The sequence below is a fragment of the Spiroplasma endosymbiont of Polydrusus cervinus genome, assembly GCF_964019755.1.
In the GTDB taxonomy this organism is placed as follows: Bacteria; Bacillota_I; Bacilli_A; order Mycoplasmatales; family Mycoplasmataceae; genus Spiroplasma.
Window position 1 is genome coordinate 27,635 of sequence record NZ_OZ026469.1, and the last position, 24,426, is coordinate 52,060.

Here is a 24,426-nt window from a genome sequence, read left to right on the forward strand (position 1 = left end):
AGAGGAGGATAATTAAAATGTTTGTATTTTTAGTAACCTTAGGTTGAAGTCTAATTATATTTGGTGCAATATTCCAAATCGTCACTGCTATTTTAAATCTTCTTGTGATCCAGAGTGTTGCGCTTCCATCAATTTTAAAATCAATAAATGATATTTTTCAAACATCAATATTTAAACAAGAACAAATTTTAAATCATTTAACAGGTAATATCTGAACATATACAATTATTGCTTTAACAATTTTTGTGGCATTATTCATTATTATATTAGTATCGTTTCAACTTCATCGTGTTCGAAAAGGACAATTAATTACTAAACCATATATTAAAATGATTTTTATTACCTTAATTATTGCTGCTTTAATTTATGGAAAAGTAGCTGTATTAATTCTAGCGGCATTAATGTTTATTGGTTTATTATTTATTGAATTATCATTATTTGATGTTGAGTCTTTACAAAATTTTGTGGAAGAACGAAATATGATTGTTATTTACAACCAAGATAAAAAACTGGAAAAAGAGGTAAATAAAGAGGGAAAGTATCACGGAAGCGCAACTTTGGAAGTTGACGCGACTATCGCAGGGATCAAAGAAACCACAAAAAATTTCAAAAGCAATGATTACGCAAAAGAGGATGATAATAAAAAATTATCTGGCCAAAAATCAAATTCATTTTTTTCATCAAATGATTTAAATGATTTATTTAATGCTAAAAAAAATGATGTTGATGAAAATGAATTAGCAAATTTAATTAATGATATGACCCAAACTATGACAAAGCCACGAAAAGTACCAGTTGTTGAACCAGAATTAGCAACAGCAGGAATGGAAATAATTGAAAATAGTAGGGTAGAAGAATCAGAAGCACCATTTACTAATGGGGAAGCATTAGAACCAATTGCTTTAAATAAACCAAAAATTGAACCAATGCTAGTTTCTACTATGCCAGTAATTGATACATCAGTAGATGAAATGTCAACCTTTTCTTATTTAGATGATGACATCTTTAATTTGTCATTAACATCAGAAAAAGTAATGACAAAAAAACAAAAAAAACTTTACAATAAGTGAAATGAAATGTACCAACAAGCTCTTAATATTAAAAAAATGGTTGAAGAAGAAGTTCAGGGAACTGAAGCACCAACTAAATTAGTTAAAAAATTAAACCTAGGGGAAGAACATGATTTAAAATTAATGCGAATTTCGGAAATCTTTGGGGATAATTCAAAAACAACTGTTGATTTTTTTAATAATCATTTTTTAGAAACAGATGGTAAAATGATTAATGATATCATGGATGACAACATTACTAATGTTATAAATAATGATAAAGTAAAAAAAGAAATAGAAATTATGCATAACGATATTAAAATAACAAAACAAGCACCGCAACAAACAGGAATTACTTTTATTCCATCTGATCATAATATTGATAAGTTAAAAGGGGAATTATTACCCGATATTCAATCATTTGATGATATTGAAACGGGATCAAATCATATACCAACTAATTATCCTGATTATCCTTTTAATGAATTAGAAGGATTAGATGATTTCCAAGGTGAAGATGTTGATGCGATTGCAAGCGAAGATCATCATATTGATGAAACAGAACCTGTTGAAAATAGTGAACCTGCAAAAGAATCTTTCGAATTATTTTCAGTAGAGGCAATAACCACAGAACCTGCAGATTTGAGTGCAGAAAAAGAAGAAGAAATAAAACCTGAATTTAACTTTGTGTCAGATAATGAAATTAAAGCCGATGCAATTAATTTAGAATTAGCATCTGAACAATTAGTGACAGTAACACCAATTCTAGTTAAAGCCGATTTTATTAATACAATCATTGAGGAGGAATTAGCAGATAACGAAGAAAATTATCAAGATCAAACATTAAATAATGACGTTCCGAATGAAACAATTACTGTCTTACAATCAAAAATTAAACCAGTTTTAAAAGAAGAAATATCATATAGCTTAGATGAATTAGATGATAAAATTATGAATGGTGATTTTTCAAACCTCGATGATGAAGTAATTGAATGTTTTGATAAAGAACAGCCAGAACCAAGCCAAGAACCTGAAGTTAAGCGTTCGGTAGCGGTAGAAAATAAAAAACCATTGTCACAACAACCCCTTTTAAATAATTTTGAGTTTCGTTTTGAAAAAATTGAAGAATTAATTAAAAATTCAATTGATTTGCATACAGTTTATACTAAAACATTAGGAGAAATGCAAGAGCATTTAAAAAACCTAACGATAAAGGTTGAAACATTAGAAACAAAAACAACTGATATTGCCAAAAAAATTAAAGATGTAGAAACGAAAAAACACATTAAACATCATGGCGTTGTGCCAATTGACCAATTTTATCGACACATTAATGATATTAACTTAACATCAACACGTTATAATTTATATAATAAAAAAGGATATTCAAATACATATGGGAGGACTGTTAATTCGGAAGATATTTCGTATAGTTTAGGGAATTATTATCGTACTAAAAATAGCCGCTCTTACCAAGACGGGATAACAGGAAATAGTAGTCAATTTGTTGATTATAACCATCTTAATTTACATAGTATTTCAAAATACACTAAACAAGATATTTCTTTCGAAGCGAATTGTTCATTTTGTTGTAAATTGTAAATACCAAATAATAGTGAAAACGGCGAGTAATAAACCAGAACCCAAACCACAACAACCACCAGTTGGAAGTAATTGAAAGTTAATTAAAGATTGTAAATTAAGCGGGATAATTTATTCTTTACTTTTTAATTTCAATATCATTTGCAATCTTATTGACAGTATTAATAACAATATCTTTACCATACTTTTTTACTAACGACCGCAAAATTAAATAGTGCTTTATTTGCATAATTTCAACCTCCTATAATTAACTTAAAAAAGTTAACTAAGTTAATAGTTAACTTTTTATGATTTGGTATTTACAATTTACACTTTTATGAATTTTTTTCATAATAAAATGCACCCCATTTCTAGTTTACACAAATGTTTTTATTTTTGTGTCTACTATATAGGGGGCATTCCACAGTATTTTTAATTTAATATTTTTTGTGATTATTGTTTTTTATTTTTAATTTGTTATAATTTTATTAACTTTTTATGATTTACTTTTACAGTATACATGGAATTTTCCCAATACCACCAGTCGCAGAAAAAGCCTTCACAACAACATTATCAAATACGTATAAAAGCATTGATATCTTGAAAGCTTATATTTTAAAAGCAATTGAAGCAGCTTTTATAGAAGAAAGGACATAATATGGAAAACAATAATGAGTATGTAATTGAAATGAATAAGATTACCAAGGTTTTTGGTGATTTAATTGCAAATGATAATATTACTTTAAAAGTTAAAAAGGGGGAAATTCATGCTTTAATTGGAGAAAATGGGGCCGGAAAATCAACATTAATGAGTATTCTATTTGGTTTGTATGAACCAACAAAGGGGGAAATTCTTGTTAATGGGAAACCAGAATACATTAGTAATCCAATTAAAGCCAATCAACTAGGAATTGGGATGGTTCATCAACATTTTAAACTAGTTGATATTTTTACTGTTTTAGACAACATTGCCTTAGGATATGAACAACTAAAAGGTAATGTATTTTTAGATCGAACAAAAGAAGCCCGTGATATTGCACAAATTGCAATTAAATATAATTTACAAGTAGATTTTCATGCTAAAATTGCCAATATTTCTGTTGGAATGCAACAACGCGTTGAAATTTTGAAGATTTTATATCGGGGAGCGGATATTTTAGTTTTTGATGAGCCAACCGCTGTTTTAACTCCACAAGAAATTGAAAGTTTATTAAAAATTATGTTAGATTTAAAAAAGGACGGAAAAACTATTATTTTTATTTCCCATAAATTAGATGAAGTTAAAAAAATTGCTGATTGAGCAACTGTTATTCGCCGCGGAAAAGTTATTGAAACTTTTGATGTACAAGTTAAGAACGAAAAAGAAATTGCTGAAGCAATGGTTGGTCGTAATTTAGTTGAAATTAAAAATTCTGGTCGAGCACCCCAACCAGAAGTATTATTGAAAATTGAAAACTTATCTGTTAAGAAAAAAGGATTAACACGTTTAATGGCGTTAGATGACTTTAATTTAACTGTCCATGCCGGAGAAGTTGTTGCAATTGCAGGAGTTGAAGGAAATGGCCAAACAGAGTTAATTAATGTCTTAACTGGATTAGATAAGGGGACATCGGGGGAGATAATTTTTAATGACATTAATGTCACAAAGAAAAGCATTTATGAACGCTATCAAAATGGTATGTCACATATTCCAGAAGATCGTCATAAGCATGGTTTAGTTTTAGAATTTAATGCCATTGATAATGTTGTTTTACAAAATATTAATCAAAAACCATTTTCAAGATTTGGTTTATTAGATAAAGGAGCAATCCAATTATATGCTCAACAGATTATTAGTAAATATGATGTCCGTGGCGCAAATTCTGGATTTTCGATTACCCGAAGTTTATCGGGGGGTAACCAACAAAAATTAATTATTGGTCGGGAATTATCGCGTCAACATAATATTTTAGTTGTTGTTCAACCAACGAGGGGATTAGATGTTGGGGCAATTGAATATATTCATAATAAAATTTTAAAAGAAAAAGCACAAGGGAAAACGGTGTTATTAGTTTCATATGAACTAGAAGAAATTATGAGTTTAGCAGATCGCATTGTTGTTTTACATAATGGTCGCATTACTGGTGAGGTTGCTGGAAATAAAGTTAAACGAGAAGAAATAGGTTTAATGATGGCCGGAAGATATCAACAGAAAGGAATAAAAATTAATGCAAACACAAATTAAAAATTATGGGTGATTGTTAAATCAAAAAACAAAAATTTTCTTTCGTTCCAATGAATTTAAAACTAAAATGAATTATTTTAAAGCATCAATTTGCGCCATTATTGCTGGAGCACTTCTTAGTTTTATCATCATTGGGGCAAATGCGTCAGATCCATTATTATTTTTTAATTATGTTTTTCAATTAGCTTTTCACCCTTTATTGAAAGATCAAACATTAACTTATTGAGCAATTTATATTGTTGCGGGATTAGCAGTTGCAGTTGGTTTTAAAGCGGGCCTATTTAATATTGGAGTCCCTGGCCAAATGTTGCTAGCGGGGAGTATGACAATTGTTTTAGGTTTAAAGAATCCCACAATTAGCCAAGGGGCTGGGATGGTTGGAGCCTTATTTATTTCAATACTTGTTGGAGCCGCTTTAGCCGCGATTTCAGGGGCTTTAAAGGCTTATTTCAATATTCATGAAGTAGTGTCCACAATTATGTGAAATTGAATTGTTTGATATGTCATGAAGTGAATGTTTATGAATCCAGCTTATGGGATGTGGAATTCAAATCAGAATTCAACAATTGATATTGTAACCACTGCCCCAAAATTTAATTTAATGTTGAATGGTGAAACATGAATTATTCCATTTATTATTGCGATGTTATTATTAGGAATAATTATTTTTATTATGAATTATACGGTCCTAGGATTTCGCATTAAAGCGGTTGGAAAATCAAAAAATGCTTCGTTATATGCCGGAACCAATGTTAAAGCGTATACTATAATTTCAATGGCCTTATCAGGAAGCTTAGCGGGTGTTTTAGGAATGTTATATTATATGACCCAATCCACCGTCTTACAATTTACCACTGATGTTTTGCCGGTTGTTGGATTTGATGCGATTGCGGTTGCCTTAGTTGCGTTTACGAATGGGGTTGCCATTTTACCAATTGCCTTATTATGGGGAATTATTAAAACAGCAGCTTTACAAGCAACCCAACTACCTGATTTTCAAATGTCAAAACAAATGGGGCAATTAATTTTTGGAATCATTATTTATATGACTGCTGTTTCTGCTTTGTTTATTTACTTTAAACCAATCTTTTGATTACGCCGTTGATGAAATATTCAACATCGCCCTGAATGAAAACAGGAATATTCTGAATATCACCATCAAATTAAAAATTATCAAAAACAAATTAAAACGACAAATAAAGCCTATCGGATTAAAATTCAAGCATTAAAAAAAGTCAGTGATAAGGAAGCAATTAAAGCCTACCGTAATGAAATTGACGATCAATTAACTTTATATGTTGGAAAAATTACCACTTTAAAAACAGAAATTCGTTTCTTTAAAAATTCAAAATATAAGGAAGCAGCACAAATTGGCCAACGAGGAATTAAAAAAAAGTATGATTTAGCAACTTTTATTGCCCTTGGCTCAGCGCTTGATTATTTTGTCCAAGTAAGAAATGAGTATTTACTAAAAAAACAGGAAATTAGTTTTTTTAAAAATAATTACTATCAAGCAGTGCGAAAAGCAAAAGGACAAGTTAAGCAAAAATTATCTCAATTTTATAATTTACCAAAAAAAGACTTATATGTTAAATTAGCGCATTTGCAAAGCCAATATGGTGATTTAGTTTTAAAACAAGAAGAAGCAATTAAAAAATTGTGGGAAAGTTATTATCCAGTTTATAATGAAATTCAACAAAAATATTTAAATAATTTTAAAACGTTGCAAAAAAAAGAAGCAGTTGTTACAAAAAAATTAAATCAGGAAATTAACGCTTTAAAACGTCGTCAACAACAAGAAATGCGCCAGTTTAAAGCGAAAAATCACCAAATAAAAAAAGACCTTAAATGTCAATTAAGAATAATTAATCGTCAGTTTAAAGCGGATGCTAAGGTCCAAAAAGAAGTGATAATGTTGAAACAAAATTTACAAAGACAATTAAGAGAAATGAAACAACAGTTTAATGTTGAATATAAAGCAATGCGGGAAAAAAATAAAACAAATATGCCACAATGAAAAAAGGAATTAAATCAAAAATTAGCGCATATTAGAAATACTGTTTCGGAAGATAATAAAATCTTAAAAACAGAATATCTTCGCCAAAAAAATGCTTATCAAATGATGCAAAAAGGAGGGAAAAATTAATGGAAGCAGTTTCACAATTATTTGCGAATGGTTCAGTCCTTTTTGTCGTATTATTAATTGCTGCGATGGCTGGTTTATATTCTGAACGAGCCGGAATTGTTAATATTGCCATTGACGGGATGATGATTATTGGGGCATTAGTGTATGCTTTATTAGGAAAAGTATTATCTCAATACGGTAATGGAATGCAAATTATTGCTTTATTAGTTGCCACAATTAGTGGGGGAACTTTTGCCTTATTACATGGTTTAGGTTCAATTACTTTAAAAGCGCAACAAGTAATTTCGGGAACAGCCTTAAATTTATTAGCAACTGGATTAGGATTATTTTTTGTAAGTACCCCCGCCTTAGCAGCGGGAAATATGATTCAAACCGGTTTTAGTACAATTGGAATTGATTCGTACAAAATTATTAATATTTTCCTAATTATTGCTATTGTCTTAGCCGGCTTTACCTTCGTTTTCTTCCGCTTTACCAAAACGGGGATACGTTATGTTGGCTGTGGGGAAAACCCAAATGTGGTTGATGCAGTCGGAATTAATGTGATTAGAACAAGATATAAAGCCGTGATTATTTCAGGATGTTTAGCGGGCCTGGCTGGCGCAATGTTTACCCATTATGTTTCAGGACAATTTCGTGGTGATGTTCAAGGACAAGGATATATTGCCTTAGCAATCATGATTTTTGGACAATGACGAATTCAATACATTACATTAGGAGCCGTTTTATTTAGTTTCTTAATTGCTTTAGCAGGAACATTATGACGCTTTGCTGGTTGAAATATTGCTGAACCATCGAATCAATTATTGAAAATTCTTCCATTTGTCTTAGCATTGATAACAATGATTGCTTTTTCAAAATATTCGAAAGTTCCCAAAGCATCCGGCATTCCTTTTGACAAATCCTTACGTTAAAAAACAACCATTGGTTGTTTTTTATTTTTAATTTGTTATAATTTTATTAACTTTTTATGATTTATTTTTACAGTATACAGGCTTAAAAAATATTCAAAGCGAGGTTATGACTATTTTTAATAATTTAAATTTAAAGATTGTTCAAACATATCCAAATTATTATCATAAATTAGAGGATAAGTCATTGGAACACGTTGTTGAACAAGATCAATTTACTTTAACTTATATTGATTTAGAGAAAATTAATAAATTAATTAATACTTCAGCAGTAGGGGTGCAGTCTAGTAAAAAAGAATTGACTTTTACAGTAAACCAATATATAATTTATAAGCGTATATTGTGAAAAGTGAGGTTAATAATTAATGGCATTAAAAGAAAAAGAATTTGGGCATTACGCTAAAAGAATTGATTATACAAAAGTAAGTGGGAATTTGGATTTACCAAACTTAATTGAAATTCAAACTGAAACATATGATTGATTTAAGAAAACAGGAATTAGCGAAGTGTTCGGGGAGATATTTCCGATTGTTGGGCATGAAGGGAATATCGTTTTAGAGATGTTAGATTGAGAATTTAGAGAACCACGACGAACTATTTATCAAGCAAAAGATGAATCAAAGATTTTTGAAGCACCGATTTATTCAAATTTAAAATTAACAATTAATTCAAAAGATTTAGAAGTTGAAAAAGCAATTGTTAAAGGTGAACCAGAATTAATTAAAGCATGAATTGAAGAACGTGTTGAGCATATGATCATAATTTTAAAAAAATCAACTAATGTTATTTATTATGATATTCATTCGGGTGATGAAACAGCAACATGTACCGTAACAATTAAAGAAAGATTAGATGATAAACTAATTGTTGATATTACAATCGAAAAAGAAGGCGAAGTCTTTTTTGGTGATTTTCCATTAATGACCGGAAAAGGAACTTTTATTGTTAATGGTTCAGAAAAAGTTGTTGTTTCACAATTAGTTCGTTCACCAGGAGCATATTATAAAATTGATTTAAATCGTAAAAACGGGGAAAGTGTTTATTATGTTGATTTAATTTCATCACGAGGAACATGATTAGAATTTGAATCAGATCATAAAAAAATTAAGGTTGGCAAAGAAGAGAAATTTGAAAATGTTTTTTATGTCAAAATTGATAAATCTAGAAAAGTATCAGTTGCTAATCTCTTAACAGCGTTAGGAATTATTAAAGAAGATGCACTAGATATTTTTGGTGATAATAAATTAGTAAAAAGTACTTATGAATTAGACCCATACACAGGGGACATTTCATATGATCAAAGTATTGCTGTGCAAGAAATTTATAAAAAAATTCGTTCAGGTGAAACAGCAACTCCGGATGGAGCGACAAAATATTTATATGGATTATTATTTGATAAACGTAAATATGATTTAACAAAAGCCGGACGTTTTAAATTAATCCAAAAATTATCTGTTGAGAACCGTATTTATAATAAAGTATTAGCAGAGGACATTAAAGATGTCCAAGGAAAAGTCGTTTTTTCCGAAGGAACTTTAATGGATAAAGAAGCTATTAATAAGTTAAAAGGAATTTTAAAAGCTCGCGCTTGTTTAGAAGAAGTTAAATTTAGTGATGAAATTATTTGTTCTAATAAAATCCAAAAAATTAAAGTTTATGTTGATAATGAAGTTCGTTCACGAGTAGCCAATGTGATTGGGATTGATCCTAATGCAACGGATGAATATGTTACTGTGCCAGATGTTTTAGCAACTTTTTCGTATTTATTAAATCTAACGGATGGAATTGGCGAAGTTGATGATATTGACCACTTAGGAAATCGTCGTGTTCGAACAATTGGTGAATTATTACAAAATCAATTTCGAATTGGATTATTAAGAATTGAAAAAAATGTTAAAGAAAAAATGTCAACTTCAAATTTATTTAAAATGAAACCCTCAAATATTATTAATAATAAACCATTGTCAGCTATTATTGGTGAATTTTTCAATTTATCACAGTTATCACAATTTATGGATCAAACAAATCCTTTAGCGGAATTAACAAATAAACGTCGGTTAACAGCATTAGGACCAGGGGGGCTTTCAAGAGAACGTGCTGGTTTAGAAGTGCGGGATGTTCACTACTCACATTATGGTCGTATTTGTCCAATTGAAACACCAGAGGGACCAAATATTGGGTTAATTAATAACTTAGCAACCTATGCCAAAATTAATTCATATGGCTTTATTGAAACACCATACCGTCGTGTCAATGATTGTAAAGTTACGATGGAAAATGATTATTTGACAGCGGATGAGGAAAAAAATTATGTTGTCGCACAAGCTAATATTTGTTTAAGTGATAAGGGTCAAATTTTAGATGAACAAGTAGTGGCTCGTTTCCAAGGGGAGAATATTATTGCCGGACGAAATGATGTTGACTATGTCGATGTTTCACCAAAACAAATTGTCTCAATTGCTACAAGTTGTATTCCATTTTTAGAAAATGATGATGCTAACCGTGCTTTAATGGGAGCCAATATGCAACGTCAAGCAATTCCATTAATTTCTCCAAATTCACCATATGTTGGTACAGGAGTTGAATATGCTGCTGCTCGCGACTCAGGGTTAGCTATTGTTTCACCATATGTTGGGACAGTTGATTTTGTTGATGCCACAAGAATTGTTTTAAAAACAAAAGAAGGCTTAAAAAATTATAATTTAGATACTTTTGTCCGTAGTAATCAAGGAACATCATTAACACATGTGCCATTAGTAAGACAGGGTCAAAAAGTTGAAAAAGGACAAGTTTTAGCGGATGGACCATCAATTGATAAAGGAGAATTAGCGTTAGGACAAAATGTTGTTGTCGCTTTTACAACATGAAATGGGTATAATTATGAAGATGCTATTATTGTTTCAGAACGATTAGTGTCGGAAGATGTTTTCACTTCAATTCATATTGAAGAATACACAATTGAACGTCGTCAAACAAAACAAGGGCCTGAAGAAATTACACGTGAAATTCCGAATATTTCAGAGAATGCGCGGAAATTTTTGGAGGATGATGGTTTAGTTATTATCGGAACTGAAGTTAAACCAGGGGATATTTTAGTTGGGAAAGTAACACCAAAGGGACAAATCCAATTATCACCAGAAGATAAATTATTACAAGCAATTTTTGGGGAAAAATCAAAAAATGTTAAAGATAATTCATTACGAGTACCAAATGGGGGCGAAGGAATTATTCAAGCAATTAAACGTTTTCCTCGGGAAAAATATGAATTATCAGCAGATGTTTTAGAAGTTATTAAAATTTATATTGTTCAAAAACGAAAAATCCAAGAGGGAGATAAAATGGCCGGGCGCCATGGGAACAAAGGGGTTATTTCGAAAATTTTACCATTAGAAGATATGCCACATTTAGAAGATGGAACTCCAATTGATATTATGTTAAATCCATTAGGGGTTCCATCACGGATGAATATGGGACAGGTGCTAGAAATTCATTTAGGAATGGCAGCTAAAAAATTAGGACAAAAAATTTCAACGCCCGTTTTTGATGGCATGACAAATGATGAATTAATTGAAATTATGGACAAAGTGGAAATGAAAAACTTTGGGAAAGAAGTTTTAATTGATGGCCAATCAGGAGAAAAATTTGATAATCCTGTTTCAGTCGGAGTAATGTATATGCTGAAATTATCACACATGGTTGATGATAAATTGCATGCCCGAAATGTCGGACCATACTCATTAATTACCCAACAACCATTAGGAGGAAAAGCTCAAAATGGGGGACAACGTTTCGGAGAAATGGAAGTATGAGCGTTAGAAGCTTATGGAGCAGCGCATACCTTGCGGGAAATTTTAACAATTAAGTCGGATGATATTAAAGGAAGAACACGTGCTTATGAATCAATTATCAAAGATAAAAAGATTCCTGAACCAGGAATTCCAGAATCATTTAATGTTTTAACACGTGAAATCCAAGGTTTAGGATTTAATATTCATATGATTGATGAAAAAGGAAACATTAAAAATATTAAAAGTTATGATGAATCAGATTATGTTGATGAAGATTTATTAACTGATAGTGGTGAATTTGAAGATGAATTTGACATTGATAATTTTATTTTAAGTACTAATAATCGTGATCCACAAAAAAGTAATAATTTAGATGATAAAGACGAATTAGATTAAGGGGGGAAGAAAAAATGATTGATAATAATGAAAAAAATAATCGAATGATTAAAATCGGTTTGGCAGAGTCTGACGATATTCGGAGCTGGTCATTTGGGGAAGTTAAAAAACCAGAAACAATTAATTATAAAACCTTAAAACCAGAACGCGATGGATTATTTGATGAAAAAATTTTTGGGCCAACCAAAAATTTTGAGTGTGCTTGTGGGAAATACAAAAAATCAAAAAATAAAGGAAAAATTTGTGAACGTTGTGGGGTTGAAATTACCGAAGCAATTGTTCGTCGTGAACGCATGGGGCACATTGAATTAGAAGAACCAGTTACCCATATTTGAATGTTAAAAGCATCACCAAGTCGAATTGCTTTAATTTTAGATATGAAAACAAAAGAACTTGAAGAAGTTGTTTATTTTGTTTCGTATATTGTTTTAGATGCTGGTGATGCCAAATCATTAAAACAAAAAATGGTTTTAGATTTAGGAAATGCTAAAACTTCAGCTGCAACTCGTCAACGCTTAACAAAAACATTACGAGAAATTTTAGATACATTAGAACCAGGGATAATTGCTTATGAAGCTGGTGAAACAATGATTGAAGATTTAAAAAATACTTCGTTACCATTTTCAATGGATGAATGTGCCCAATTTATTAATCGCCATACGAGTGCTCGTTTTGGTATTGGGGCCGAGGCGATTGAAGTATTATTGAAAAACTTAAATATTGATAATGAAATTAAAAAAATTAAACAAGATTTAAAAGATAAAAAAACACAATTAGACCAAAATAAATTAATGAAACGATTAGAAGTTTTAGATTCATTAAAAAAATCAGGGTCACGCCCAGAGTGAATGATTCTTCATGTGGTGCCAGTAATTCCACCGGACATTCGCCCAATTATTCAATTAGATGGGGGTCGTTTTACCACTTCAGAAATTAATGATTTATATCGTCGAATTATTATTCGAAATGAACGATTAAAAAAAGTTAAAGCAATGGGAGCCCCAAGTGTTATTGTTAATAATGAAAAAAGGATGTTACAAGAAGCTGTTGATGCATTATTAGATAATGAACGAAAATCTCGCCCCGTAACTGGGAAAGATAAACGCCCTCTAAAATCATTGACAAGTATTTTAAAAGGGAAACAAGGTCGTTTTCGTCAAAATTTGTTAGGGAAACGGGTTGATTATTCAGGACGTTCGGTTATTGTGATTGGTCCAGATTTAAAAATGTATCAATGTGGTTTACCACGGGATATGGCAATTACTTTGTTTAAACCATTTGTTATTAGCAAATTAGTGAAAGATGGTTTGGCAGCAAATATTAAAGTTGCTGAAAAATTAATTTTAAATCATGATGATAAAGTGTGAGAAGTTTTAGAAGATGTTATTAAAACACGTCCGGTCTTATTAAACCGTGCGCCAACTTTACACCGATTAGGAATTCAAGCATTTGAGCCAAAACTAGTTAAAGGAAAAGCAATTCGATTGCATCCTTTAGTAACAACGGCTTTTAATGCCGACTTTGATGGTGACCAAATGGCGGTCCATGTGCCAATTACCGATGAAGCAGTTGGCGAAGCGCGTAGTTTAATGTTGGGAAGTCGTAATATTTTAGGGCCAAAAGATGGAAAACCAATTGTTACTCCAACCCAAGATATGGTATTAGGGAACTACTATTTAACATACGAAGAAAAAGGGAAATTAGGTGAAGGAACAATCTTTAAAGATTTAAATGAAGCAGTGATTGCTTGTGAAACCGGAGCTGCTGCTCTCCATGCCTTAGTTGCTATTCCGGTTGCTGGTTTTACGCATAAAAAATTTGCTCCTGAGCAAATGAATGATTATATTATTACGACACCAGGAAAAATTATTTTTAACCAAATTTTTAAAGAGGAATTCCCGTATTTAAATGAGCCAAATGTCGAAAATTTAACAGCTTTACCAGCGCGTTCATTAATTAAGGATAATGTTAATTTAATTGAATACTTAGCGACATGAATGGTAAACCCACCGTTTAAGAAAAAAGATTTATCAAATATTATTGATCGTTATTTTAAAATATATGGTGCTAATAAAACAGCTGAAATGTTAGACAACATGAAAAACCTAGGATTTAAATATTCCGGAAAATCAGGGGTAACTGTTTCAGCGGGCGATGTTAAAGTTTATGATAAAAAACAAGAAGAATTTAAAGCAGCTGACCAAAAAGTAAAAGAAATTAATAATTACTTTAAAATGGGAATGCTAACAAGTCGGGAAAAACAACATCGAATTATTAGTGTTTGATCAAAAGTAAAAGATAATATTCAAACTGAATTAGAACATATTTTACGCGAAGACCCTAAAAATCCAATCTTTATGATGGCTGATTCAGGAGCACGGGGAAATGTGTCAAACTTTACGCAGTTAGTTGGGATGCGGGGATTAATGAATAATCCAAAAGGAGATATTATTGAATTGCCAATTAAATCTTCCTTCCGGGAAGGTTTAACCGTGTCTGAATTCTTTATTTCAACCCATGGGGCGCGAAAAGGGATGGCCGATGTGGCCTTAAAAACAGCCGACTCGGGATATTTAACAAGACGGTTAGTTGACGTTTCGCAAGAAATTATTATTACAATGAAAGATTGTAATGCTCGTCGTGGTTTTGTTGTTTCAGATATTATTGAACAAAAACATGCTAATATCATTGTGCCGTTATTTGACCGCCTAGTTGGTCGTTATAATTTAAAAGATATTAAACTAAAGAAACTAAAGAATCATGAAGTTATTCTAGCTAATACATTATTAACGGAAGAAGATAGTCGCAAAATTGTTGATAGTGATATTAAAGAAGTTATTATTCGTTCAGTACTAACTTGTGAAGCTGAAAAAGGGATTTGTCAACGTTGTTATGGGAAAAACCTGGCAACGGGTATGGAAGTTGAAATTGGTGAAGCTGTTGGAATAATTGCGGCGCAATCAATTGGTGAACCCGGAACGCAGTTAACAATGCGGACATTCCATACTGGTGGTGTTGCTGGTGGTGCTGATATTACCCAAGGGTTACCACGGATTAAAGAATTATTAGACGTTACTACTCCGAAAGGATCAATATCACTAATTTCCGAAATTGATGGGGAGATTAGTGATATTCGTGATGAGAGTGGGATTCATACCATTTATGTTAAATCAGATAGTGATGAACGAAAATATAAAACCCAATATAATGCTGTTTTAAGAGTTAAAGTAGGGGATAAAGTTGTTCGTGGTCAAAAATTAACTGAAGGTTCAATTAATATTAAAGAATTATTGGAAGTTGCCAAAATTGAAGATGTTCATAATTATATTTTAAAAGAGGTACAAAGAGTTTATCGTTTACAAGGAATTGAAATTTCCGATAAATATATTGAAATTATTATTAAACAAATGTTGAATAAAGTTAAAATTATTGATGCAGGAGATACTGAATTGTTACCAGGCGAAATTGTAACAATTAAACGTTATCGTAATGAAACAGTTAATGCTGTTCGCTCAATGAAAAAACCACCAACAGCGAAACATGTTATCTTTGGAATTAAGAAAGCTCCGTTAGAATCAGAGTCATTCTTATCATCAGCGTCCTTCCAAGATACAACCCGCGTTTTGGTTAAAGCAATCATTAAAGGAAAAGTTGATAGTTTAGAAGGCTTAAAAGAAAACATTATGTTAGGGCACTTAATTCCGGCTGGAACAGGATTAAAAAATCCGAAAGATATTATTACGGCTGGAATTGCTGCCAAAGCTGAAGAATATTAGAAAGACCGCAAGGTCTTTTTTTGGCAATATTTATTATTAAATATTGACTTATTTTGCTGTTTTATGTAATATTATATATGGATTATATTCTTTGATACACTCGGATATGTGAATAAGAAAGGAGAAAGTTTAATGCCAACAATTAATCAATTAGTTCGTAAGCCACGAAAAGAAAAATTGTGGAAAACAAAAGCGCCCGCTTTAAATCGGGGGTTAAATTCTTTACAAAAAAAACAAACTAATAAAACCGCACCACAAAAAAGAGGGGTATGTACACGGGTAGCAACAATGACACCGAAAAAACCTAATTCAGCGTTACGAAAATATGCTCGTGTTCGTTTAACAAACGGAATGGAAGTAACAGCGTATATTCCTGGTGAAGGACATAACTTACAAGAACATAGCGTTGTTTTAATTCGTGGGGGAAGGGTTAAAGACTTACCAGGGGTTCGTTACCATATTATTTGTGGAACATTAGATACCGCTGGAGTTAATAAACGCCAACAAGGACGTTCACTATACGGAACAAAAAGACCAAAAGCTGCCAAAGCTTAAGTAAATAGAAGGGAGGATTACTATGCGTAAACGTCAAGCAGAAAAGAGAGATGTTTTATCAGACCCAATTTATAATTCAAAATTGGTAACTCGTACAATTAATAAAATTATGATTGACGGAAAAAGAGGAGTTGCACAAACAATTTTATATGGTGCATTTGATAGTGTTAAAGAAAAAACAAAAACTGAACCATTAGAAGTATTTAAAAAAGCAATTGAAAATATTACTCCGCATTTAGAATTAAAAGTTCGTCGAATTGGGGGAGCTAATTATCAAGTCCCAATTGAAGTAAATGAGGATCGTAAAGTTACCTTAGGGTTACGTTGATTAATTAATTATGCAAGATTACGAAATGAAAAAAGCATGATTGATCGCTTAGCAAATGAAATTATTGATGCTTCAAACGGAATTGGGGGAGCAGTTAAGAAAAAAGATGATACACACAAAATGGCAGAAGCTAATAAGGCTTTTGCACATTATCGTTGATAAAAAATAGAAAGGAAAAGAGAGATGGCAAGAGAATATTCTCTAGAAAATACGAGAAATATTGGAATTATGGCGCATATTGATGCTGGAAAAACAACAACAACTGAGCGTATTTTATTCCATACTGGTAAAATCCATAAAATTGGGGAAACGCATGATGGAGCTAGCCAAATGGATTGAATGGCCCAAGAACAAGAGCGTGGAATTACAATTACTTCTGCGGCAACAACAGCGTTTTGAAAAAATATGCGTTTAAATATTATTGATACTCCAGGGCACGTTGATTTTACCGTTGAAGTGGAAAGATCATTACGTGTTTTAGATGGAGCCATTGCGGTGCTTGATGGACAATCAGGGGTTGAACCACAAACAGAAACAGTTTGACGCCAAGCAACAACTTATGGGGTACCAAGAATCGTTTTTGTTAATAAAATGGATAAAATTGGAGCTGATTTTTTGTATTCCGTAAAAACAATTCATGATCGTTTACAAGCAAATGCTCATCCAGTCCAAATTCCAATTGGAGCGGAAGATCAATTTAGTGGAATTATTGATATTGTTGAACGAAAAGCTTATCATTATGATGGAACAGCAAACGAAGAAGCACAAGAAATTACAATTCCAGATGATTTAAAATATTTAGTTGAAGAATACCGAATGAAATTAATTGAAGCAGCGGTTAATTTTGATGAAGAATTAATGTTAAAATATTTAGATGGAAATGAAATTACAATTCCAGAAATTAAAAGTGCAATTCGTGCCGCAACATTAACAGGTGATTTCTTTCCCGTTTTTTGTGGAAGTGCTTTTAAAAATAAAGGAGTTAAATTAATGTTGGATGGGGTAATTGATTATTTACCTTCCCCACCTGATATTCCATCAATTAAAGGAGTACTAGAAGATGGAACGGAAGTGCAACGTCATGCTGATGATAGTGAACCATTTTCAGCCTTAGCCTTTAAAATTATGACTGATCCCTTTGTTGGAAAATTAACATTCTTCCGAGTTTACTCAGGAGTATTAAAAAAAGGGAGTTCTATTTTAAACTCAACAAAAGATAAATCAGAGCGAATTGGTCGTTTATTAAAAATGCATGCTAATAATCGTGAAGAAATTGAAACAGTGTATGCTGGTGATATTGCGGCAGCCGTTGGTTTAAAATTATCAACAACGGGAGATACTCTTTGTGATGAGAAAAACGAAGTAATCTTAGAATCAATGATATTCCCAGAACCAGTTATTAACTTAGCATTAGAGCCAAAAACAAAAGCTGACCAAGAAAAAATGAGTTTAGCTTTACAAAAATTAGCCGAAGAAGATCCAACATTCCGAACATGAACAGATGAGGAAACAGGTCAAACAATTATTGCTGGAATGGGAGAATTACACTTAGATATTTTAGTTGATCGAATGAAACGTGAATTTAAAGTGGAAACCAATGTTGGAACGCCACAAGTTTCATACCGTGAAACATTTAAAGATAGTGCTGAAGTAGAAGGAAAATACATTAAACAATCAGGAGGACGTGGTCAATATGGATATGTATGAATTAAATTTGAACCAAATCATGATAAAGGATTTGAATTTGTTGATGCGATTGTTGGTGGAAAAATTCCAAAAGAATTCATCGGTTCTGTTAAAAAAGGATTAGAGGAATCAATGCAAACAGGAAAATTAGCAGGATATCCAATGATTGATATTAAAGCGACTTTATTTGATGGGTCATACCATGATGTCGATTCATCACAAATGGCTTATGAGTTTGCAGCTAGTTTATCATTAAAAGAAGCAGCGAAAAAATGTAAACCAGTTATTTTAGAACCAATTATGGCGGTTGAAGTTACTGTTCCTGAAGAATACTATGGGGACGTAATGGGGAACTTATCATCACGTCGTGGTCAAATCGAAGGAAATGATCAGCGTGGGAATGCCCACGTTGTTAAGGCAAAAGTTCCATTATCAGAAATGTTTGGGTATGCAACTGATTTACGAAGTTTTACACAAGGGCGTGGAACTTATACAATGTTGTTTTCACATTACCAAGAAGCACCAAAATCAATTACTGAAGAAATTATTAAAAAAGTTGGAAAATCAGCCGAATAATTGAATAAAAATGGTTTAATCCACCATTAGGAAAAAAGGATTGCAAAGCAAATAAAATTAATTTAAAATAGTTATGACATTTGTCTATTAATTAAAATATAGGAGGAAAAGATTAAAATGGCAAAACAAAAATTTGATAGAAGTTTACCACACGTTAACGTTGGAACAATTGGACACGTTGACCATGGGAAAACTACTTTAACAGCGGCTATTACAACGGTATTAGCAAAAAAAGGATTCGCAGAAGCCCAAAAATATGATAGTATTGATAAAGCTCCTGAAGAAAAAGAACGTGGAATTACAATTAATACTTCACACGTTGAGTATCGTACTGAAAAAAGACACTATGCGCACGTTGACTGTCCAGGGCATGCCGATTATGTTAAAAATATGATTACTGGTGCTGCTCAAATGGATGGGGCGATTTTAGTTGTTGCAGCAACAGACGGACCAATGCCTCAAACAAGAGAACATATCTTATTATCACGCCAAGTTGGGGTTCCAAAAATGGTTGTTTTCTTAAACAAATGCGACATGATGGATGGCGATACTGAAATGATGGATTTAATCGAAATGGAAGTTAGAGATCTATTAAGCGAATATGGCTTTGATGGAGAAAAAACACCAGTTATTAGAGGATCAGCTTTAAAAGCACTTGAAGGTGATGCTAAATGAGAAGAAGAAATCATGAAATTAATGTCTGCAATTGATGAATGAATTCCAGAACCAGAAAGAGATACAGCAAAACCATTCATGATGCCAGTTGAAGATGTTTTCACAATTACAGGACGTGGAACAGTTGCAACAGGACGTGTTGAACGTGGGATTGTTAAAGTTAATGAAGAAGTTGAAATTATTGGATTAAAAAGTGAAACTAAAAAAGTTGTTGTAACAGGCTTAGAAATGTTTAGAAAATTATTAGATGACGCTAAAGCTGGGGATAATGTTGGGGTATTATTACGAGGAGTAGACCGTAGTGATATTGAACGTGGGCAAGTTATTGCAAAACCAGGCTCAGTTAAACCACATACAGAATTTAAAGCACAAGTTTATGTTTTAACAAAAGAAGAAGGAGGACGTCATACGCCATTCTTCGGAAACTACCGTCCACAATTTTACTTCCGCACTACGGATGTTACTGGGTCAATTAAATTACCAAGTGGTGTTGAAATGGTAATGCCAGGGGATAATGTTGAAATGACAGTTGAATTAATTGCACCAGTTGCGATTGAGGAAGGAACAAAATTCTCAATTCGTGAAGGTGGTCATACCATCGGAGCTGGAACAGTTGTTTCAATTAGCAAATAATAACATTTCGAAAAAATAGGCCATATAAAATATTTTGGGGTTTTAATTAATATCAAAGAAAATTTAATAAAATAGTTAAATTATTATTATATTAATTTTTATCTATACTTTTTACCCGAATCTTTTTTATGATTTGGTATTTATAATTTACACATTAGAAATATAAAAAATCATTTATTAAAATGATTTTTTATTGTGTATTAACTTTTATATTACCTTTATTATCAGAAATTAGACTAGGGAGTAGTGGTGGTGATGTATCTAACTTTCAACGATAAACTGATTTAAAATAATCAAAATTTTCTCTACTTCACGGGATTCCCTTCTTACCAATTTCCATAATATACAATACTTTTTGATTATGAAGAATAAGTCTAAAATTTTTATAATCTTCTAATATTTGTTTTTCGCGTTGTTCTTCATTATTTTGAAATTTAATAATTCTTCAATCATCATTTTTATCACCACGCCACACAACAAAATAATATTTATTATCTACTTGATTAAATGGTTTTTCTTGTGGTGCTATTCATTCTAAATTATTTTTAATATTTTCATCTGTTGTATTTATTTGGTTTTCTTTTTTTAATTTTTTTAATTCTTCTGGTGTTATTTCTTTTTTATCATTATATGTATTGTTATTACAAGTAACTAAACTTGCTGTACTTGTTGCTGTTAATCCGACTGCCCCTAAGATACTTAGTAATTTTTTCATTTTATTTATTTTTCTCCTTTTTACAATTTACACAATAGAATAGAAGCAATCTGGGATTGCGGAAATTTTTTTAAATTTAAAAAAATTTTGTTGGGTGTTTTAAAGTATTTGGAAAAAATTATAAGCATTGAACGAAGAATTTTATAAAGGTTTCCAAATTTATTTGAAAGTGTTCAAAACTTTTATTAACTTTTTATGATTTAGTTTTACAGTATACAAAAAATTAATAATATTTTTTTATGATAACGTAATTAATTCTGGTGACTCTAATATTTCTTTTAATCTTGCTAAAAAGATTCCCGCTTCTGCAGCGTCAATAATTCGTTGATCGATTGTTAAAGAAAGATTCATTATCGAGCGAATTACTAACCTATCACCTTTAATAACAACTGGTTTACGAACAATGCGACCAATACCAATTACAGATGAATTAGGGTAAAAAATTGTCGGTATTGCATTAACTGCCCCAACCATTCCATAGTTTGCAATCGTAATAGTGCTTCCTTGTAATTCATAATCATACAATTCACCTTGACGTAAACGTTCAATTGTTTCTTGAATATTAATTGCAATTTGTTTTAAACTCATTCGTTCAGAAAATTTAATAACTGGAATTACTAATCCTTCGCTAGTTTCTGTTGCTAAACCAATATGTTGAGAATTTTTAATTACAATTTGATTTGTTTTTGAATCATAATATGAATTTAATTTTGGATATTCACTTAAAGATAAAGAAACGGCTTTTACCAAGAAACTCATTGTTGAAAAACGAACACCATGATCAGCATTAGCATTTTTTAATTTTCGTTGTTGATCAATTATTGCTGACATATCAATTTCAGCATTAATTGTTAATGGTGGAACATGTGCTTGTGACATAATCATTGATTGAATTGCCGGATATCTTGTTGATTTAATTTCTTCTCTTGTTTCTAATCCTTGTGGTTCAACTTTACTATTCGTATTAATAATACTTAAAGTATTATTTAACGGTTGTACTAAATTTCCATGCGCATTCGAAGTTACACTTTCTTCTGCATTAAATTTTTTAACTTGTAAATTATGTGCTCCCTCGTTAGTTCCATTGCCTTGGTGAATGTTTTGTTTATTATTGATTCTGAACTCTTTTAGCATTTCTTTCAACATTAGATCTGGTTCATTCATTGTTTTTAACATTTGTTGCATTAACATATATTGCATCATTTTATCAAAATTTGTACCATTAGCATTATCACTGTTATTGTTATTACTATTATTTACTTGTCGTAAACTTTGAATTTCTCGCAATAATTCATTTTGCCGATTGTTTTGCTCTTGATTAGCTAAACGCTCTTTTAAAATTGCCAATTCAATCATAACATTATTATCATTTATTCCTGGTTCGAATCATAATGGATTTGGTTCACGATTATTTTTACCATTATTTTCCCCTGGTTTGAATTGTTTTGATAATTGTTGTTGTTCACTTGCTGAACCTTGTTGAATTGCATCATTTATTCCTTCGTTTTGTTCTGAATTATGACTATCATATTCATTATCTAACATTTCATATTGTGACTCAATTTCTTCAAAAGAAGGACGACGATAATTACTAATTCCCCCTAAAACTGAATCAACTTCAAAATTTCCTTTTGCAATTTGTTCTATTCTTTTCTTAATTAACTCTCGTTGATTTCTTGTTTTTAAAATTTTTTCTCGTTGACCATTATCATTTAATTTTTGATATAAACGATCACGATAAGATTTTAACGGCGAAAAATTTCCTGTTTTTTTAGTTTTTGCTTGTTTTTCCTCATTTAGATCAATTTTATAATCATCTGCCGAAATATAAATTTCATCAGATGATTCCTTTTCACCTGCTTGAAGCATATTAGTATTATCGCTAGAACTAGGGCTAGAGCCACTATAACCACTTTTCATTTCTGGTGATATGTTTCTTTTAATTAAATCATTCATTCTTGCTTGTACAATATTACGTAAAATTTTAGGACGACCATATTCATCTAAAAAGTCCATTGAGCTTTTTGAACTATCCGCTTCTAATGATAACTCATGAAAATTATTATTATTATGCAATTGCTCACGACGTTGATTTACAAGATTACGAAAACTAGCACTTTTATTTTGTTCACCCAAAAATCCTGTGGCATTAACTGGTGCTTCGTCTTGTTGTTTTGTGGTATTAACTAAATATTTAGCATATTCTTTTGCTTGTTTTTCTTCTACTAATTTTGTTTGACCAATTGGAACAGCATTAGTAACAATGCTTTGTGGCGATAGTGATGGTGGTTGGTTTAAACTATTAGTTTGTGCTTCAAAATTACTGTCTTGAAATATATTATTATTTAAATTAGGAATATTAACCATTGTTGCCTTTACCTCCCTTTTTTTACCCTGGTCCATTTGGTTATTAATTGTATCAATTGAAGGGATTTTCTCCTGATTATTAATAATATAATTATCATCAATGTTCAAATTTTTAAATGACAAGTTTCAGGTTTTCTTAGGGCCAAATGATAGTCTTGTTTCATCTCAATGTTTCTTATCTTGTCCTCTTGTTGGAATGGGTTGTTCAAAAGTTTGCTCTTGCTGTAATACATTATTTTGTTGTTTAAAATAAATTGATTGATTTTGGTCCGGATTTGGTGAAAGGTAAGGATCATTATTAATAACAGTTCCTTCGGGTAAAAATTCTTGCCCATTATTTTGATTAAAATTTGAGGGCATTATTTGATTATCAAAGGGTTGTTCATTAATTAATGTAGTTCTTGATTCAACTGCCATTTTATTATTATGAAATTGCTGTTGGTTTAATACTGGTGGGGTAAAAGTTGGATGTAATGCATCTTCATTTACAACACTAATTCCTGAATAATCATCTTCTTCAATGTCTTTTCATTTTGTTCCAAATTGACCATTTTTTGTTGTTGAAAACTTTATCCCTTTCTTATTTAAACGCGTAAATTCATTACTCGCAAGACGCTTAAAATAATACTTTTCAATTTCATCTTCAGTTGTTAACAAATAAGCAATAATAGCATTACTTTTAATTTTGCTGCCTTCTTTAATTGGTTTAACAATAATTCCATTCATTGGGGCTGTAATGATTGATTGGCCGTTTTCACTTTCAATTAAAGCAATTTCTTCACCTAATTTGACCTCTTCATTTTGATATAGGAATTTATTTAAGATTCCTTTTTTTTCTAATGTTAATACTCTAATTTTTTCCATTGTTTCTGATTACCCCATTCAAAAAAACTTAATTTGTTTTATTAAATTTAGTTTAGCCACTTTTATATCCATTTTATTACAAAGTAATTATATCATATTTTCGCTTCTTTTGGGAATAAAAATTAAAAAAAATATTATACACAAAAAATAAAAAAA

General features: G+C 31.2%; 13 protein-coding genes. 11 read left to right on the forward strand and 2 right to left on the reverse strand.

All coding sequences use genetic code 4. From position 1 onward, the window contains the following. The first annotated feature begins 17 nt into the window (after positions 1 to 17). The 11 genes from AACK78_RS00155 (at position 18) to tuf (ending at position 20,324) form a co-directional block, all read left to right on the forward strand. The gene (locus AACK78_RS00155) at positions 18 to 2,651 is read left to right on the forward strand and encodes a hypothetical protein (protein WP_338955450.1); all 2,634 of its coding nucleotides are present in this window, start codon (positions 18 to 20) and stop codon (positions 2,649 to 2,651) included. 637 nt (positions 2,652 to 3,288) lie between these two features. Continuing rightward, the gene (locus AACK78_RS00160; RefSeq protein WP_338955452.1) at positions 3,289 to 4,854 is read left to right on the forward strand and encodes an ABC transporter ATP-binding protein; all 1,566 of its coding nucleotides are present in this window, start codon (positions 3,289 to 3,291) and stop codon (positions 4,852 to 4,854) included. After that, positions 4,838 to 7,000: an ABC transporter permease subunit gene (locus tag AACK78_RS00165; RefSeq protein ID WP_338955454.1), complete on the forward strand. Its 2,163-nt coding sequence runs from the start codon at positions 4,838 to 4,840 to the stop codon at positions 6,998 to 7,000. Before AACK78_RS00160 ends, AACK78_RS00165 begins: the two co-directional genes overlap by 17 nt. After that, the gene (locus tag AACK78_RS00170; RefSeq protein ID WP_338955455.1) at positions 7,000 to 7,914 is read left to right on the forward strand and encodes an ABC transporter permease; all 915 of its coding nucleotides are present in this window, start codon (positions 7,000 to 7,002) and stop codon (positions 7,912 to 7,914) included. Before AACK78_RS00165 ends, AACK78_RS00170 begins: the two co-directional genes overlap by 1 nt. Before the next feature lie 106 nt (positions 7,915 to 8,020). After that, the gene (locus AACK78_RS00175; protein WP_338955458.1) at positions 8,021 to 8,314 is read left to right on the forward strand and encodes a hypothetical protein; all 294 of its coding nucleotides are present in this window, start codon (positions 8,021 to 8,023) and stop codon (positions 8,312 to 8,314) included. Continuing rightward, positions 8,277 to 12,095 carry a DNA-directed RNA polymerase subunit beta gene (locus AACK78_RS00180; protein ID WP_338955460.1) on the forward strand — a complete coding sequence of 1,273 codons (3,819 nt, stop codon included), beginning with the start codon at positions 8,277 to 8,279 and terminating at the stop codon, positions 12,093 to 12,095. The genes AACK78_RS00175 and AACK78_RS00180 overlap by 38 nt, the downstream gene beginning before the upstream one ends. Positions 12,096 to 12,109: 14 nt before the next feature. Beyond that, positions 12,110 to 15,871, forward strand: coding sequence for a DNA-directed RNA polymerase subunit beta' (rpoC, locus tag AACK78_RS00185; RefSeq protein WP_338955462.1), 3,762 nt, complete (start codon positions 12,110 to 12,112; stop codon positions 15,869 to 15,871). Between the two features lie 132 nt (positions 15,872 to 16,003). Further along, positions 16,004 to 16,426 (forward strand): 30S ribosomal protein S12, encoded by a 423-nt coding sequence (rpsL, locus tag AACK78_RS00190; RefSeq protein ID WP_338956474.1) that lies wholly within the window; start codon positions 16,004 to 16,006, stop codon positions 16,424 to 16,426. A 22-nt stretch (positions 16,427 to 16,448) separates the two neighbouring features. Continuing rightward, positions 16,449 to 16,916 carry a 30S ribosomal protein S7 gene (gene rpsG / locus AACK78_RS00195; RefSeq protein ID WP_338955464.1) on the forward strand — a complete coding sequence of 156 codons (468 nt, stop codon included), beginning with the start codon at positions 16,449 to 16,451 and terminating at the stop codon, positions 16,914 to 16,916. A 21-nt stretch (positions 16,917 to 16,937) separates the two neighbouring features. Next, positions 16,938 to 19,016, forward strand: coding sequence for an elongation factor G (fusA, locus tag AACK78_RS00200; protein ID WP_338955466.1), 2,079 nt, complete (start codon positions 16,938 to 16,940; stop codon positions 19,014 to 19,016). A 117-nt stretch (positions 19,017 to 19,133) separates the two neighbouring features. After that, positions 19,134 to 20,324, forward strand: coding sequence for an elongation factor Tu (gene tuf, locus AACK78_RS00205; RefSeq protein WP_338955468.1), 1,191 nt, complete (start codon positions 19,134 to 19,136; stop codon positions 20,322 to 20,324). Positions 20,325 to 20,514: 190 nt separating this feature from the next. Here the strand turns inward: tuf and AACK78_RS00210 are convergent, their stop codons facing one another. Both AACK78_RS00210 and AACK78_RS00215 read right to left on the reverse strand, forming a co-directional pair. Further along, a complete protein-coding gene (locus AACK78_RS00210; RefSeq protein ID WP_338955471.1) occupies positions 20,515 to 21,039 on the reverse strand; it encodes a lipoprotein in 525 nt (174 codons plus the stop codon). Between the two features lie 237 nt (positions 21,040 to 21,276). Further along, complete coding sequence (locus AACK78_RS00215) at positions 21,277 to 24,270, reverse strand: 2-oxo acid dehydrogenase subunit E2 (RefSeq protein ID WP_338955473.1); 2,994 nt, start codon at positions 24,268 to 24,270, stop codon at positions 21,277 to 21,279. Positions 24,271 to 24,426 lie beyond the last annotated feature (156 nt).